Raw genomic sequence first — 15,186 nt, 5'->3', positions numbered from 1 at the left:
CAGCCGGGGGGCGGGGGTGTATTACCGCAAAGACTTCAACCGACTGGCCGAGCTGCTGGGTAGCCAGGAGCCACGAAAAAACAAGATTCGAGTAGGCGAGCTGTATAAGGAGCAAGAACAAAAAGTACCTCAGCCGGACGACCCCCCTGTGCTACCAGATAAGTAAGCTGTCCGGAAGGGCTATTAGTTGCCAGATAAACGCCAAACTGGGGTCTAGGATTCTCTAGTGCTGGTTAAGCACACACAGCTTTTCATAGCTGTATTCGCGCATGGTGTAGCCTATGCCGCCTGTGCCCAGGCCGCTCTCGCCCAGGCCCGAGAAGGGCATCCCGTCCGCCCGGAAGGTGGTGCTGTCGTTAATCATCACCGCCCCGGCACGCAGCTGCTCAAGTGCCAGCAGGGCATGGTCCAGCCGCTGGGTAAACAGGGCTGCCTGAAACTGGGTGCGCAGGCCATTGGCCGCTTTCAGGGCCTCCTCCAGCTTGCGGTAGGGAACCACGCAGGCCACCGGCCCAAACACCTCCTCCTGCATCAGGCGTGTGTGGGTGGGTGTGCCATAGAGTAGGGTGGGGGCGTAGCTGTGGTGCTGGGGCAGCGGGCTGCCGCCGGTTAGCAGCTCGGCTCCGGCCTGCACCGCCTCGTCCACCCAGTGGGCCACCCGGTCTACTGCCTGTGAGCTAATCAGCGGCCCTACATCGGTGTCTTCAGCCTGCGGGTCGCCCACCCTTAGCCCGCTGGCGGCCTCGGCCATCCGCACGGCAAAGGCGCGGGCAATGTGCTCATGCACGTATATGCGCTGTACCGACACGCACACCTGCCCGGCATGGTAGTAGGCCCCGGGCACCAGTAGTTTTAGGGCCAGGTCCAGGTCCGCCGTTTCATCCACTACAACAGGTGCTACACCGCCATGTTCCAGCGTTAGCCGGGTGCCCGGTGCCAGCAGGCTGCGCAGGTGCCAGCCCACCCGGGCCGAGCCGATGAAGTTCAGCGCATCCAGCTGCGGGCTTTTTGCCAGCTCTGTCGCCAGCTCATTGCTGAGGGTAATGGTCTGGCACCACACCTCGGGCAGGCCTGCCTGATACAGCAGCTGGCTCAGCCGGATGGCTACCAGCGGGGTGGCGGGTGCCGGCTTCAGGATGATGGGGGTGCCCACCGCCACCGCCGGGATCACCTGGTGGATCCACAGGTTGATGGGGTGATTGAAGGCACTGTAGGCAGCCACTACCCCTATGGGTGCCCGGCGTGTAAAGGCCATGTGGCCGGCTGTTGCCCGCGTGTAGCCCATATTCACCTCGTGGCCGTGCCCTCTGCGCATCTCTGCCAGGGCACACTGTACGCCGTCCAGGGCCCGGCTCATCTCCATCTCGGTGTCTTTTCGGGGCTTTCCCCCCTCTTGTATCGCCAGGTTTACCAGGGCCTCGCGCTGCTCTGTCAGCAGTTCTGCAAAGCGCTCCAGGATCATTACCCGCTCGTGCAGGGGCAGCCACAGGCGGTGCTCATTGCGCACCCGCACCGCCCGCTCCAGCACCTTATCCACGTCCGAGGCCCGCAGCAGCGGCAGGGTTTGCAGGCTCGCTCCGGTATAGGGGTTCTTCACCACCAGGGTAGTACTGTCCATGCGCATAATTTACGGCTTTTTTTATCCAGCCATCCCCCGCGCCAGGGCATCTGGTAGCCGGGCGCCCGGCTATAGGGCGGGGCAACCTGCGGTAAAATAAAAAAGTACCGGATCATTGACTCATGTGTGGCTGTCGCCTATCTTTGCCGTTCTCAATTTTTAGTTAGCTATGGCACGTCAATGCGAAGTAACCGGTAAAAAACCGATTGTAGGTAATAATGTAAGCCATGCGAATAATCGCACGAAGCGTCGTTTCCTGCCCAATCTGCAGAGAAAGCGTTTCTATCTGGCCGAAGAAGATCGTTACATCACCCTGCGTGTAAGCGCAAATGGCATACGCACCATCAACAAGCGGGGCCTGCAGGCTGTGCTGAAGGATCTGGCTGCGCAGGGCATCAAGTACTAGCACCAGGCACCAAGGGCCGCCAGGCAGTTTGTTGCTACGACTATAGAGCGCTATCCCCGATAGCGCTTTTTTTATTTCCATTGCAGGGAGTGGAGGTAGGATTGATCCTTACCTGCCAGCGTTAGGCCCTAATTAGTGGTGTTTTTAAGGCTTTTGACGCATATTTGCAGCCATGCTACCCATTGTCTCTATACCCGAATCGCAGCTTGCCGACTTGGCCACCGCGCACGCAGCCACCCTGCAGCCCAATCTGCCGGAGGTGCTGGACGGAGACAGCCTGCTACAGCTGCCCACCCATCCGCAGGTGCGTCATTTTGTGCTCTTTCAGCTATTTCAGGAGTGGCGGGGCTATATGCAGCGGGTTCGCCATCCGTTTTTCAACTACGATGCTCCGGCCGTGCAGGCTGCTATGGCCCAACTGGAGCAGCAGCTGAGCCACCACCTGGCGGTGCCAGGTAGCGAGATGCCCGAGCTACTAAAAAAGGCTGTATACAACACCCTATGGCTTATCCTGAATCCGGCCGAGGCGCTGTGTAAATACTTTTTTGGCAACAAGGAGGTACTGGAGCGCGAGAAGCTGGAACGATTTGCGGGTTTTATTCTGTGCTACGACTTCCTGGTGCAGGGCCTGGTGCACCACTACGAAAAACAGGGGGTTGATACCATTACCCTGGCCGACTTTCGCGAGAAACTGCAAAAGCTGGCAGCACGCTATGCCGAGCAGGTTCAGCCCCTGGCCCACTACCAGGCCGAGCAGTACCGGGCTGCCGCTGGCCAGCCCCTACCGGCCGTTGCGGAGGCTACTGCAGCCGGGTCGGCCAGCCAGGGCGCGGAACCTGTCGCCCCGGCCACCCTGTTTGCCACCCCGGCCCCTACGGCGGGTACCCCTCCGGCTGCGCCTGTCGACCCCCGCACCCCAGCCCCCGCTCCGGCTATGCCCACTGCCCGGATGGCCGATACCTTTGGCAGTAGGCCCAGCCCGAACCCGGAGCCAGGCCGCCCACTGCGCTCAGACAGCATTCCGCTGCACAAGCAGTTCCAGTACGTACAGAAGGTATTTGGCGGAGACACCCAGCGCTTTAGGCAGGCACTACAGGACATCAATGTACTGACCAGCTATGAGGAAGCCCAGCAGTACCTGCGCACGCGCATCTTCAATATGCCCGACAACGCGCACGACGAGAAGGTGAACGAAGAATTCCTGGCCTTTGTCGCAGGCCGGTTTGGTGCCTAGTCTGGGCCAGCCCATACATGAATGCCTGATGGCCGGTACGTGCGCCGTGGAGCCGGACCCTTGCACTCGGGATTCCCTGCCGTAGCCTACAAGCGTGGACAAAGTCAGCACCCTGGAGACCTAGTGCGTAAGGGAGGTGGGGGATTAGAAGCACCCAAGCTAGGGCCTGGACTTGCCCGCAAAGTCGAATTGACTTTGCTTAAAGCTCTCGGTTCGGTTGCGCGTGGGCAGTTCGGCCTGCGCCAGCTGGTCTGGGTACAGGTTTTTCAGCGTGCCAAATAGCTCCTTGTGTGTTCCGGGCAGCTCTATGCCTGCAATAGCAGCCGTGGCAGACAGCAGTAGCCAGCTGGGTAGGCAGTCTACTATGTGCTCGGGGTGGCGCCAGGTGTCTATGGCCACGCCACCTGCATCCAGGCGGCTTTTGGGCATAGACATCCACATTTCGGGGGTCATCTGCCGGATCTGTTTAGCCTGCTGGGTCAGCTGGGCTACTCGGTCGCTGTTCAGGTAAGTGCCGGCCATCTCGAAGTTGGTAGCTGCGGGCAGCACCAGTGCGGCCTGTTCGTGGCCTTGGAAGTAGGTGCTGGCAAATACGGCGGTGTTCTTGCCCAGGCCGATCATCTGTTCGGCCACGCGGTTATCCTCCAGTACCACAATGAGTTCGTAGCCTGCTGCCACACTGGCTAGCTGCTCCTGGGTGGTGGCAGCGTAGCCCAGCAGTTCGGCTCCGGCTTGGTTTGGGCTGCGGTCATCCCGGCGCAGCAGCTGGTCTCCCCAGCCGGCTTGCACATCGGGCAGGTAGTACAGGCTGGTTGCACCCAGGTGCCCTGCCAGCTGCCGTAGCACATACAGGCTCTCCAGGCTGGCCTGGGCCGAGCCTACGAAGAGGGTTCTACCCAGATGCAGCTGCAGCAGGCTTGCCAGCTGTGTCAGGCCATCCTTGTGTGTGGTGGGCAGGTCGTTCTGTAGCTTGATGCCGCTTACGCGGTTTGTGTTGTAGCGCATGTAGTCCAGGCGGCCACTGTCGCACATCCAGTAGGCATTCACCTGCTGGTTTGCGCGGGGGGTAAGGCGCAGTACCTCATTGTCGCGCACCCACACGTCCACGTTGCAGCCCTTGCTACAGCCAGTACAGATGTTTGGGGTATAGTTCATCTCCCACACCCGGGCCTTAAACCGGAAGTCTGTGCTGGTAAGGGCACCCACGGGGCAGATGTCTACGGTATTGAGGGAGTAGGGATCGTCGAAGGTCTTGCCCGGGCCTGCGGTAGGGAAGTTTTTCTCTCCCCGCGCCATGATGCTCAGCTGGTTTGTGCCGCTGATCTCTTCGGTAAAGCGGGTGCAGCGGGTGCAGTTTATGCAGCGCTCGGCATCCAGGGTTACGCGTGGCCCCAGCGGGATGCGCTTGGGCTTGTGCACCTTGTTTAGCTCGAAGCGGCTACCTTCCGGCCCGTACTTATAGGTATTGATCTGTAGGGGGCACTCGCCAGCCTGGTCGCATATCGGGCAGTCTAGCGGGTGGTTGGCCAGGATAAACTCCAGCACACCCTCCTGTGCTTTTTTGATGGCGGGGCTGGTGTTTTGTGTGCGCACCACCATGTCGGGCACCAGGTCCTGGTTGCAGCTGGTGCTGGGCTTTCGGCCCCACAGGATCTTGCGCTTGCCCTGTGCGTCCAGCTCATACTCGCCGGTTTCTCTGTTCTTTATGGGGAAGCCTACATCCACCAGGCACATGCGGCAGTTGGTAGGGGCACTCATGGCCGGGTGCCAGCAGAAGTAGGGTACTTCCATCCCCCGCTCCAGGATAAAGGGGAGCAGCTTCTGCTGCCCTTCAAAGGCGAATTCCTTACCGTCTATCGTAACTGTGGGCATAACTCTTCAGGCTTGCGTGCCGCAATTTACAAAACTGTGTGTGAAAAGCGAGCCTGCCGCGGCCTATGTGGCCGGAAGTTTTGAGGTCGTATGGATAGAAGGAACACCTGCTTCCACTTTCTCCCACTTTTGGGTTATTCTGCGTTTCGGTCGTTCACCTCGGGTTACTCGTTGCTCATTTTTAGGCGCCCAGGATCGGCCTACATCGGGTTGTGTATTGGTTTTCTTTTTGCCCGGCTGGTTAAGCGATTGTGCGATTCCCACGCTTTTTCTCTTTTTTAATGCCTGATTATCAAGTAGTTGAAAGTTGTGAATAATTTACCATAAGATTTTTTGGGGCCTGGGTGGGGGCAAGTGGGATAAAGTGGTATTTTTGTTCTGCTCTACTACTACTCATGTTTATCTTCGGCGAATTTGAATGCAAGGCAGATGCCAAGGGCCGGTTTTTGATGCCGGCAGCCCTGCTGAAGCAGCTGCCCGAGGATGAGCGTCAGTCCTTTGTGATCAACCGGGGGCTGGACGACTGCCTGGCCCTGTATCCGGAGAAGGTATGGCAAGAGGAGCTGACGAAGATCTACAGCCAAAATCAGTTTGTAGCCGAAAACCGAACCTTTGCCCGCCTGTTTCAGGCCGGGGCTGTGCCCGTTAGCCTGGATGGCAGTAACCGCCTGCTGGTGCCCAAGAAGCTGGCCGAGCATGCCAGCATCGAAAAGGAGCTGGTACTGATCGGGTCGGGCAACAAGATTGAGATCTGGAGCCAGGCCCGCTTTGAGGCCCAGCTGCAAGACCACCTGCCCCGGCTGGCCGATATATCCGAGCGCGTAATGGGCGGCACCCGCCCCACACCCACCCCCGATGCCTAGCCTCATGTACCATACACCCGTTTTGCTAGCCGAGGCCCTGGAGGGGCTACAGCTGCGGCCCGAGGGGCACTACGTGGATGCTACCTTTGGGGGCGGTGGCCACAGCCGGGCCATTATGGCTGGCCTGGGCCAGGGCGAGGGGCGGCTATATGCCTTTGACCAAGACCCGGACGCGGCCAAAAATCGCCTCTACGATACGCGTTTCCACTTTTTTCCGTGCAATTTTCGCCAGCTGTACACCTGCCTGGCAGACTATCCGCCTGTGGATGGCATACTGGCCGACCTGGGGGTAAGTAGCCACCAGCTGGATGAGCCTGGGCGTGGCTTTAGCTACCGGGCCGAGGCACCGCTGGATATGCGCATGCAGCAGCAGGGGCCCACGGCCGCCGAGCTGATAGCACTGAGCACGCCCGAGGCCCTGGCCGACATCCTGTATCAGTACGGCGACTTTCGTAAAAGCCGCCCCATGGCGCGCGCCATCAAGGCGGCACAGCCCGAGACCACCACCCAGCTGGTGGCGGCGGTGCGCAGCTTCCTGCCCCGCCATAACGAGTATGCCGACCTGAGCCGCCTCTTCCAGGCCCTGCGCATAGCCGTAAACGACGAAATGGCCGCGCTGGAAGACCTGCTGCAGCAGAGCCTGCGGGTGCTGAAGCCGGGTGGCCGCCTGGTCATCATCAGCTACCACAGCTACGAAGACCGGCTGGTAAAGCACTACCTGCGCGCCGGCCGCGCCGATGGCGAGCTGCAAAAGGATGCCTATGGCCACCCCCATACCCCCTGGCGGCTGATAACCCGCCGGGCCATTACCCCCGATGAGGCCGAGATTCGGCAGAATCCCCGCGCCCGCTCTGCCAAACTCCGAATCGCCGAAAAAGCATGAAAGAGAACCGCATCCGTCGGGGAGATGACCATACCCCACCCCCCAAGCGTGCACGCCCAAGCCTGCGGCCCAAGGTACGCCTTTCGCTACGGCCGGGCCGCATAAGCCTGCTGGGCCTGATGCAGCGGAACCTGGTGTTTGCCGCCTTCCTTACCCTCATCGGCCTGGCGTATATATGGAGCAGCCACCTGGCCGAGCGCCATGCCCGCCAGGTAGACCGCCTGAGCGAGGAGGTAAAGGAGCTGGAGAGTGAGTACAACACCCTGAATGCCCAGCTCAGCCGAATCCGCAAGCAGAGCACCCTGGTAGGCCAGATGGATAGCCTGGGCCTGCAGCGGCCCGAAGAACCCCCCATTCAGCTGGAGGTAAAAAGCCATGAGTAAGGTCTCGGATACCATACTGAAGCGCGTGTACCTGCTGTTTGCCGGTTTCATCTTTTTTGGGGTGCTGGTGTGTGTGCAGGTGCTGCGCCTGCAGTGGGGCAAGGCCGACTACTACGAGGCCCGCAAAAACCGCGAGCGGGTGTATAAGCGCAATATGCTGGCAGACCGAGGCAGCATATTGGCCGATGATGGATCGGTGCTGGCTACCACGCTTCCTTTCTTCCGCATAGCCATCGATGCCACGCGCATGGATCCCCGCTATTTTCCCAACTTTCCCGACAGCCTGAATGCCCTGTGCACCGCTCTGGCCACACAGTTTGGCGAGGGAGAGGCCGATATCGTGCACTTCAAGCGCCTCATCCTGCATGCCCGCCAGGAGGGCGACCGGCATGTATATCTCTTCCCCTACCGGCGGCTGTGCACCATACGAGAGCTGAAGCAGATAGAGCAAATGCCCATCTTCGGCCAAGGGCGATACCGGGGGGGGCTGATTGTAGAAAAAGTAAACAACAGCCGCTTTTATCCGCTGGACAACCTGGCCAAGATCACCCTGGGTAGCATGCGCAATGACACCGTAGGCAGCAGGGGCATTGAGTACAGCTTCAACCGACAGCTGAGGGGCCGGGATGGGCAGATGCTGGTGCAGCGTGTGGGCGGCGGGGTAGAGGTGCCGCTCAACTACATCTACGAGGTAGAGGCACAGGATGGCCTGGACATCCAAACCACGCTGAACGTGAACATACAGGACGTAACCGATGCAGCCCTGCGCCAGGCGGTGGAGAAGCATCGTGCCAAGTGGGGGCTGGCCATTGTGATGGAGGTGCAAACCGGAGAGATAAAGGCACTGGCAAACTACCCCGAGTCGTACAACCATGCCGTGGCCACCCGGCTCGAGATTGGCAGCACCTTTAAGCTGGTAAGCACCCTGGCCCTGATGGAGAGCAGCCAGATACAGCCCGATGACAGTGTGGATGTGGGAAATGGCCGCATAGAGTATGCAGACCGTGTGCTGAAAGACGACTACATATCCGGAAGGATATCCCTGCAAGAGGCCATAGAGCGCAGCAGCAATGTGGGCGTGAGCAAGCTGGTAAATGCCCACTTTCGGCACAACCCCGAGAAGTTTTACCTGCAGCTGGATGCCCTGGGCATTACCCGCCCGGTGCACTTCCAGCTAAAGGGCGAGCCCTTCCCCAAGCTCATCCGGCCACAAGACAAGGCCTACAATGCCACCACCCTGCCCTGGCTCAGCATTGGCTACAACATCTCGCTCACGCCCCTGCAGATGCTCACCTTCTACAACGGCCTGGCCAATGGCGGGGTGATGCTGCAGCCCCTGATTGTGAAAGAGATACGCAGTAAAACGCAGGTACTGAAAACCTATGAGGCCGAGGTGCTGAACCCCAAAATGTGTAGCGAGCAGACGCTGAGCCAGCTACAGGCCATGCTGCGTGGGGTGGTAGAGCGCGGCACGGCACGTAGTATACGCAAGAGCAAGGTGCCCATAGCGGGCAAGACGGGTACGGCCCAGCGCCTGAAGGACGGACATTATACAAAGGCCTATGTGTCCAGCTTTGTGGGCTACTTCCCGGCCGACCAGCCCCGGTATAGTTGCATCGTGCTGATAAACGAACCCGAGGGGGGCGACTACTACGGCGGAGACGTGGCAGCACCGGTGGTGCGCGAGGTAGCCGAGGCCCTACAAGCCACCCGCCTGCAGCCGCTGCAGGCCCACCTGGCGGTTCCGGCTGCCGGGGCCAGGCCCAGCCTGCCCGCCAGCCGCGCCCTGCACCGGCACGATGCACAGGTGCAGTACAAGCACCTGCGCATCCCCACCGAGCACAAGCCCAGTACAGACTATGTGCGGGTGCGCACCAGCCCCCAGGGGGTAAGCCTGCATGCCTACCGCCTGCAGGATAAGCTGGTGCCCGATGTGAAGGGCATGCCTGCAAAGGATGCCATGGCCCTGCTGGAAAACCTGGGCCTGCGCGTGGCGCTGCGGGGCCACGGCCAGGTATATAGGCAAAGCCTGAAGGCCGGCAGCCGGCTGTATAGAAACCAACTGATTGTACTCGACCTGAAATGAAGAACCTGAAAGACCTCCTGTACCGTGTGCCCCTGCAGCAGGTGGCAGGTACCCGAGACCGGCAGGTGCAGGCCCTGCAGTTCGACAGCCGGCACGTGGCCCCAGGCACGGTCTTCATTGCCATCAGGGGTACGCAGGCGGACGGGCACCAGTACATACCGGCTGCAGAGGCCCAGGGGGCGGTAGCCATTGTGTGCGAGCAGCTGCCAGCCCAGTTAAATGAAAACATCACCTACGTCCAGGTGCGCGATGCCGCCGAGAGCCTGGCCTGGATGGCCGCCAACTACCACGACAACCCGGCCGAGGAGGTGGCCTGCATAGGCGTAACGGGCACCAATGGAAAGAGCACCGTGGCTACCCTGCTGTACGACCTGTGTACCCGCATGGGCTATGCCTGTGGGCTGATCGGCACCGTGGAGGTGCGCATAGCCGGGCAGGTGCTGCCTGCCACCCACACTACGCCCGACCCCCTGCAGCTACAGGCCTATCTGGCGCAAATGCGCGACCAGGGCTGTGCCTTCTGCTTTATGGAGGTGAGTAGCCACGCCCTGCACCAGCGCCGTGTGGTGGGCATCCCCTTTGCTGGCGGCCTATTCACGAACCTGACGCGCGACCACCTGGACTACCACGGCAGTATGGCCGAGTATCGAAATGCCAAGAAACTGCTGTTTGACCAACTGCCCGCCAGCGCCTTTGCCCTGCTGAATGTAGACGACAAGAATGGGCGCTTTATGGCGCAAAACACCCGGGCCCGCCAGCGCACCTATGCGCTGAAGAGCCCCGCAGACTACCAGGCACGCATCCTGGAGAGCACCTTTGAGGGGCAGCTCCTGGAGATCAACGGGCAGGAGATCTGGATCCGGCTGCTGGGCACCTTCAATGCCTACAACCTGCTGGCCGTAGTGGCTGCCGCCCGAGAGCTACAGCTGCCCGAGGCGGAGGTGCTGCTGCATGCCAGCGAGCTGCTGCCCATCAACGGCCGCTTCCAGACGCTGCACTTTGGCCCCATCACCGCTATTGTAGACTATGCCCACACCCCGGATGCGCTGCACAATAGCCTGAAGACCCTGAAGGAAATACAGATACCCGGCCGGCTGATTGTGCTGATAGGGGCGGGCGGCAACCGCGACAAGGGTAAGCGGCCCGAGATGGCACGCATAGCCTGCGAGCTGGCCGACCAGGTAATCCTTACCTCGGACAACCCGCGCGACGAAGATCCGGCTGCCATCCTGGACGATATGGAGGCTGGCGTACCCGCCACAGCCCGGCGCAGGGTGCTGCGCCTGATGGACAGGCGAGAGGCTATCCGCACTGCCAGCCAGCTGGCCAAGCCGGGGGATGTGATCCTGCTGGCGGGCAAGGGCCACGAAACCTACCAGGAAATACGCGGGGTGCGCCACCCTTTTGACGACCGAGAAGAACTGAAAAAGGCCTTCCAATCTGCTAACTAACTGACTATGCTCTACTTTCTACCCCACTGGCTAAAAGACCTGGACCTGCCCGGCATCGGGGTGCTGCAGTACCTCAGCTTCCGGGCCGCCCTGGCCGCCCTGCTGTCGCTGCTGCTGTCGCTGTTCGTAGGGCGACACATCATCCTGTGGCTGAAGAGCCGAAAGCTGGGCGAGCGGATACGCGAACTGGGCCCCAGCACCCACAAGGCCAAGTCGGGCACGCCCACCATGGGGGGGCTTATCATCCTTCTGGCCCTGCTGGTGCCTACCCTCCTGCTGGCCGATCTTACCAATGCGTATGTGCTCCTGGTGATGGTGGCCGCAGTGTGGATGGGCCTTATTGGCTTTCTGGACGACTACATCAAGGTATTCAAAAAAAATAAGGCCGGCCTGAAGGGAAAATTCAAGGTGGTGGGCCAGCTGGGCCTGGGCCTCATTGTGGGGTTCACCATGCTGTATCACCCCCAGTTTCGCGGAGACAACCTGAAGATGGATGCAGATGGCACCCTCCGTAAGAGTGCCTACCTGTCCAGCCTGGGCTTCCGTGCCGGCGACCAGGTAATGCGGGCTGGCCCCTACCGCCTGGCCGAACGCCCGGCCGATAGCCTGGCCTTTGACCACTACCTGGTGAAGCGCGGAAATGACCGCCTGACCCTGCTGATACCCGAAGACTCTCGCTACACCGTAGGTGTTGGCCTGTTTGGCAAGCGCGACTTCTCCTTTGTTACCCAGACGGATGTACCCTTTTTCAAAGACCTGACCTTTAACTACGCCCTGCTGACCGGCGGCGAAAACCTGGCTAGCAAGATCCTGTACATTCTGGTTGTCATCTTTATTGTTACGGCTGTTTCCAACGGGGTGAACCTGACCGATGGGCTGGACGGCCTGGCGGCAGGCACCACCGCCATTGTGGCCATGGTGTTTGCCATCCTGGCCTATGTGTCGGGCAACGCCATCTTTGCCGATTACCTGCACATCAGCTTCATCCCTGCCTCGGGCGAGCTGCTGGTGTTCTGTGCTGCCCTGGTGGGTGCCTGTATCGGCTTCCTGTGGTTCAATACCTATCCCGCCCAGATCTTCATGGGCGATACGGGCAGCCTGGCACTGGGCGGCGTAGTGGGCGTGCTGGCCCTGATGGTGAAGAAGGAGCTGCTACTGCCCATTATCTGTGGGGTCTACTTTGTGGAGTCGCTCTCGGTCATCGCACAGGTTGTGTACTTCAAGTACACCAAGCGTAAGTATGGCGAGGGCCGCCGCATCTTCCGTATGGCCCCCCTGCACCATCACTATGAACTACTGGGCTGGCACGAGGCCAAGATTGTGAGTCGGTTTTGGATCATCACCGTACTGCTGGCCCTGCTAGCCTTTGCTACCCTGAAACTGCGATGAGTATGCGTATTTCCATATTAGGTGCCCAGGAGAGCGGGCTGGGGGCTGCCGTGCTGGCCCAGCAGCTGGGTTATTCGGTTTTTGTGAGCGATGCCGGCCTGCCGCAGGCGCCCTTTGTGGCCGAGCTGCAGCAGCGGGGCATAGCCCACGAGCTGGGTGGCCATACGCCCGAGCGGGTGCTACAGGCCGACATCCTGGTCAAAAGCCCGGGCATCCCTACGGAGGCCCCCCTGGTACAGCAGGCACTGGCCCACGGCCTGGAGGTGATCAGCGAGATAGAGTTTGCCGCCCGGCATACCCATAGCCGCATCATTGCCATCAGTGGCAGCAATGGCAAAACCACCACCACCAGCCTCATCTACCACATCCTGAAGAAAGGCGGACTGGACGTAGGCCTGTGTGGCAATATAGGCAACAGCTTTGCCCGCATGGTGGCCCAGGACCCCCACGCCTGGTACTGTGTGGAGGTCAGCAGCTTTCAGCTAGACCATGTGGTGCACTTCCGCCCACACATTGCCGTGCTCACAAATATCTACGAAAACCACCTGAACCGCTATGGCGGCAGCATGCAGCGCTACGCCGATGCCAAGATGCGAATCAGCCAGAACCAGGGCCCGGACGACTACCTGGTATACTGTGCCGATAGCCCTGTGCTGGTAGACGCGCTGGCCCGGAACCCCACACAGGCTACCCAGATACCCTATGCTTTCGAAGAGGCCGAGGATGTACTTGTTTATATTGAAAATCAACACATTATGCTAGACCTGAATAAGAAGTTAAAAGCTAAGAAAACGGAAAAACTACCCCTGGATGCGCTGAAGCTGAAAGGAAAGCACAACCAGCACAATGCCATGGCCAGTGCCGTGGTAGGCCGCCTGGTAGACATCCGCAAGGAAGTGATCCGCGAGAGCCTGGAGGAGTTTGACAGCATGCCCCACCGCCTGGAGCCGGTGCGCACCGTGCAGGGCGTGCATTTCATCAACGACAGCAAGGCCACCAATGTAAATGCCGCCTGGTTTGCCCTACAGAGCATGCACCGCCCTACGGTGTGGATACTGGGCGGGATAGACAAGGGCAATGACTATGGCATGATCCTGCCCCTGGTGCAGGAAAAAGTAAAAGCCATTGTCATCCTGGGTGAGGGAAAGGACAAGATAGAGCAGGCCTTTCGCGGTACGGTAAAGACCATCCTGCATGCTGAGCAGATGACGAGCGCGGTGCAAATGGCCCTGGAGCTGGCTGCCGAGGGAGACTCGGTGCTGCTAAGCCCTGCCTGTGCCAGTTTCGACCTGTTCGACAACTACGAGGCCCGGGGCGATGCCTTCAAGGCCGAGGTGCTAAAGCTGAACCAAGACTAGAGAAACGCGCCCGGTGGTTTTGATTCCTCATTTGGTATGAGCCTGATCCCTGTACAAGCCCTGTTCTACCAGGCCCAGCATCTGTGGCGCAGCTCCTGCAGCCTGGAGCGGCAGGCCAACACCACCCTGCAGCAGCTGAAGTGCGAGCTGCGGGTACAGCGCCTGTGCAGGGACCGTAAGGGCCCCCTGGTGCGTGGGCTGTTTGACTGATGACAAGGACCCGAATACCTTTGCCCCATGCCGTACGTGCTGTATGACCCACCCACGCGGATAGACCTGTATCCGCTGACGCTGACACGGCCAGTGGCCGACCTGCGCCTGGGTATAGACCGCGTGCAGGATAAGTGGATGCGCAGCCTGGGGGAACCTGTGCCGCTGCTGGCCTACGGGGCACTGGCTCACCGCAGCACATGCCTGCCCGCCCCTGCCGATGCCACCTACATAGCCGGGCACCTGCTGCCCGATGCAGACCTGTGTGCTGCCATACAGCAGCTGGGCCCCGATGAGGGCCTGCAAGATCCCGCTGGCATGCCACTGGCCTTTCGCGCAGGCGCTGCACCCACGGCCGATGGCCTGCTGCCCCCGCGCGTGCGGCTCACTACCTATCCCCACACCTTTGGCAGCCTGGCCGCCCCCTGGGATCTGTTTAGGCTAAATGGTGACTGGATCCGGAAAGACTATGCCGCCCTCACCGCTGGCAGGGCCTGCCCGCCAGTAGCAGATCCGCACACTGCGGTGTATGGCCAGGTGTTTGTAGCGGCCGGTGCCCAGGTACGTGCCGCCATACTGGATGGCACCGATGGGCCTATCTACATAGCACCCGGTGCGCAGGTGCAGCCAGGCGCTATCATCCAGGGGGCGCATGCCCTGTGCGAGGGCGCGGTGGTGAATGCGGGTGCCAAGCTGCGGGGCGATAGCACCCTGGGCCCCTACTGCAAGGTGGGCGGGGAGGTTTCCAACTCGGTACTGTGGGGCTATAGCAACAAGGGACACGATGGATTCCTGGGCAATAGCGTGCTGGGTGCCTGGTGCAACCTGGGTGCCGATACCAACACGTCGAACCTGAAAAACAATTACAGCCCGGTGCGGGCCTATAGCTACCGGCAGCAGGCCATGGTAGAGACGGGCCTACAGTTTTGCGGCCTCATCATGGGCGACCATAGCAAGAGTAGCATCAACACCATGTTCAACACCGGCACCACCGTGGGGGTATCGGCCAGCATCTTCGGGGCCGACTTTCCGCCCAAGTACATACCCTCCTTTCGGTGGGGTGGAGCAGGCGGGTGGGTGCCCTATGAGGTGGAAAAGGCCCTGGCTACCGCCCGTGCGGTAATGGCCCGCCGAGACCAGCATCTGGAGCCGGCAGAGGAGGCGCTGCTGCGCTGGATAGCTGCTACAGCAGGCCTGTAGCAGCGTGCGCAAAAAAAAGGCTGGCCTACGCAGTAGACCAGCCTTCGGGCTTGCTCCTGTGGAGAGGGGCTAGCTTGTCTTTTTCAGGGTTTCTTGCACCAGGTCGGCGCGCACAATCTCCTCCTTGAAGCTGTAGGAGCCAGTCTTCTCGTTTTTAATGGCACGGATTACCTTGGCTACGCCAGGTCCGGCATTTTTATCTTTCAGGGTTGCTACTACTTTCTTTGCCATAG

The 15,186-nt window shown here is 60.4% G+C and carries 14 protein-coding genes; 11 read left to right on the top strand and 3 right to left on the bottom strand.

What is annotated here, in order from left to right:
- Positions 1-223: 223 nt before the first annotated feature.
- Entirely contained in the window at positions 224-1,618 is a 1,395-nt protein-coding gene (locus tag LW884_08105) for an aldehyde dehydrogenase family protein (protein ID MCE3008290.1), read from the bottom strand.
- Positions 1,619-1,787: 169 nt separating this feature from the next.
- On the opposite strand from LW884_08105, the gene rpmB reads away from it, so the two are divergent.
- Complete coding sequence (gene rpmB, locus LW884_08100; protein MCE3008289.1) at positions 1,788-2,024, top strand: 50S ribosomal protein L28; 237 nt, start codon at positions 1,788-1,790, stop codon at positions 2,022-2,024.
- A 172-nt stretch (positions 2,025-2,196) separates the two neighbouring features.
- The gene (locus tag LW884_08095; GenBank protein ID MCE3008288.1) at positions 2,197-3,258 is read left to right on the top strand and encodes a hypothetical protein; all 1,062 of its coding nucleotides are present in this window, start codon (positions 2,197-2,199) and stop codon (positions 3,256-3,258) included.
- A 159-nt stretch (positions 3,259-3,417) separates the two neighbouring features.
- Here LW884_08095 and LW884_08090 read toward each other — a convergent pair whose 3' ends face one another.
- Complete coding sequence (locus LW884_08090; GenBank protein ID MCE3008287.1) at positions 3,418-5,130, bottom strand: 2Fe-2S iron-sulfur cluster-binding protein; 1,713 nt, start codon at positions 5,128-5,130, stop codon at positions 3,418-3,420.
- Positions 5,131-5,525: 395 nt separating this feature from the next.
- Here LW884_08090 and mraZ point away from each other — a divergent pair, with 395 nt between their 5' ends.
- Genes mraZ through LW884_08045 form a run of 9 tightly spaced genes read left to right on the top strand, consistent with a single transcriptional unit; the run spans position 5,526 to position 14,953 of the window.
- Complete coding sequence (gene mraZ / locus LW884_08085) at positions 5,526-5,993, top strand: division/cell wall cluster transcriptional repressor MraZ (protein ID MCE3008286.1); 468 nt, start codon at positions 5,526-5,528, stop codon at positions 5,991-5,993.
- Positions 5,994-5,997: 4 nt separating this feature from the next.
- On the top strand, positions 5,998-6,876 hold the full coding sequence (gene rsmH, locus LW884_08080; protein MCE3008285.1) for a 16S rRNA (cytosine(1402)-N(4))-methyltransferase RsmH: 879 nt from the start codon (positions 5,998-6,000) through the stop codon (positions 6,874-6,876).
- Entirely contained in the window at positions 6,873-7,259 is a 387-nt protein-coding gene (locus LW884_08075) for a hypothetical protein (GenBank protein MCE3008284.1), read from the top strand. Before rsmH ends, LW884_08075 begins: the two co-directional genes overlap by 4 nt.
- Positions 7,252-9,345 (top strand): transpeptidase family protein, encoded by a 2,094-nt coding sequence (locus LW884_08070; GenBank protein ID MCE3008283.1) that lies wholly within the window; start codon positions 7,252-7,254, stop codon positions 9,343-9,345. Before LW884_08075 ends, LW884_08070 begins: the two co-directional genes overlap by 8 nt.
- Complete coding sequence (locus LW884_08065) at positions 9,342-10,796, top strand: UDP-N-acetylmuramoyl-L-alanyl-D-glutamate--2,6-diaminopimelate ligase (protein MCE3008282.1); 1,455 nt, start codon at positions 9,342-9,344, stop codon at positions 10,794-10,796. The genes LW884_08070 and LW884_08065 overlap by 4 nt, the downstream gene beginning before the upstream one ends.
- 6 nt (positions 10,797-10,802) lie before the next feature.
- Positions 10,803-12,185 carry a phospho-N-acetylmuramoyl-pentapeptide-transferase gene (gene mraY, locus LW884_08060; GenBank protein MCE3008281.1) on the top strand — a complete coding sequence of 461 codons (1,383 nt, stop codon included), beginning with the start codon at positions 10,803-10,805 and terminating at the stop codon, positions 12,183-12,185.
- A gap of 2 nt (positions 12,186-12,187) precedes the next feature.
- Positions 12,188-13,543 carry a UDP-N-acetylmuramoyl-L-alanine--D-glutamate ligase gene (gene murD / locus LW884_08055; GenBank protein ID MCE3008280.1) on the top strand — a complete coding sequence of 452 codons (1,356 nt, stop codon included), beginning with the start codon at positions 12,188-12,190 and terminating at the stop codon, positions 13,541-13,543.
- Between the two features lie 36 nt (positions 13,544-13,579).
- On the top strand, positions 13,580-13,753 hold the full coding sequence (locus LW884_08050) for a hypothetical protein (GenBank protein MCE3008279.1): 174 nt from the start codon (positions 13,580-13,582) through the stop codon (positions 13,751-13,753).
- Positions 13,754-13,780: 27 nt separating this feature from the next.
- Positions 13,781-14,953, top strand: coding sequence for a GlmU family protein (locus LW884_08045; protein MCE3008278.1), 1,173 nt, complete (start codon positions 13,781-13,783; stop codon positions 14,951-14,953).
- 69 nt (positions 14,954-15,022) lie between these two features.
- Here the strand turns inward: LW884_08045 and LW884_08040 are convergent, their stop codons facing one another.
- Positions 15,023-15,184 carry a DUF4295 domain-containing protein gene (locus tag LW884_08040; GenBank protein ID MCE3008277.1) on the bottom strand — a complete coding sequence of 54 codons (162 nt, stop codon included), beginning with the start codon at positions 15,182-15,184 and terminating at the stop codon, positions 15,023-15,025.
- Between the last annotated feature and the right edge of the window lie 2 nt (positions 15,185-15,186).

The sequence above is a fragment of the Bacteroidota bacterium genome (assembly GCA_021300195.1).
GTDB lineage: Bacteria > Bacteroidota > Bacteroidia > J057 > JAJTIE01 > JAJTIE01.
Note: the sequence above shows the minus strand (reverse complement) of the source record. Positions and strands in the feature narration are given on the sequence as shown.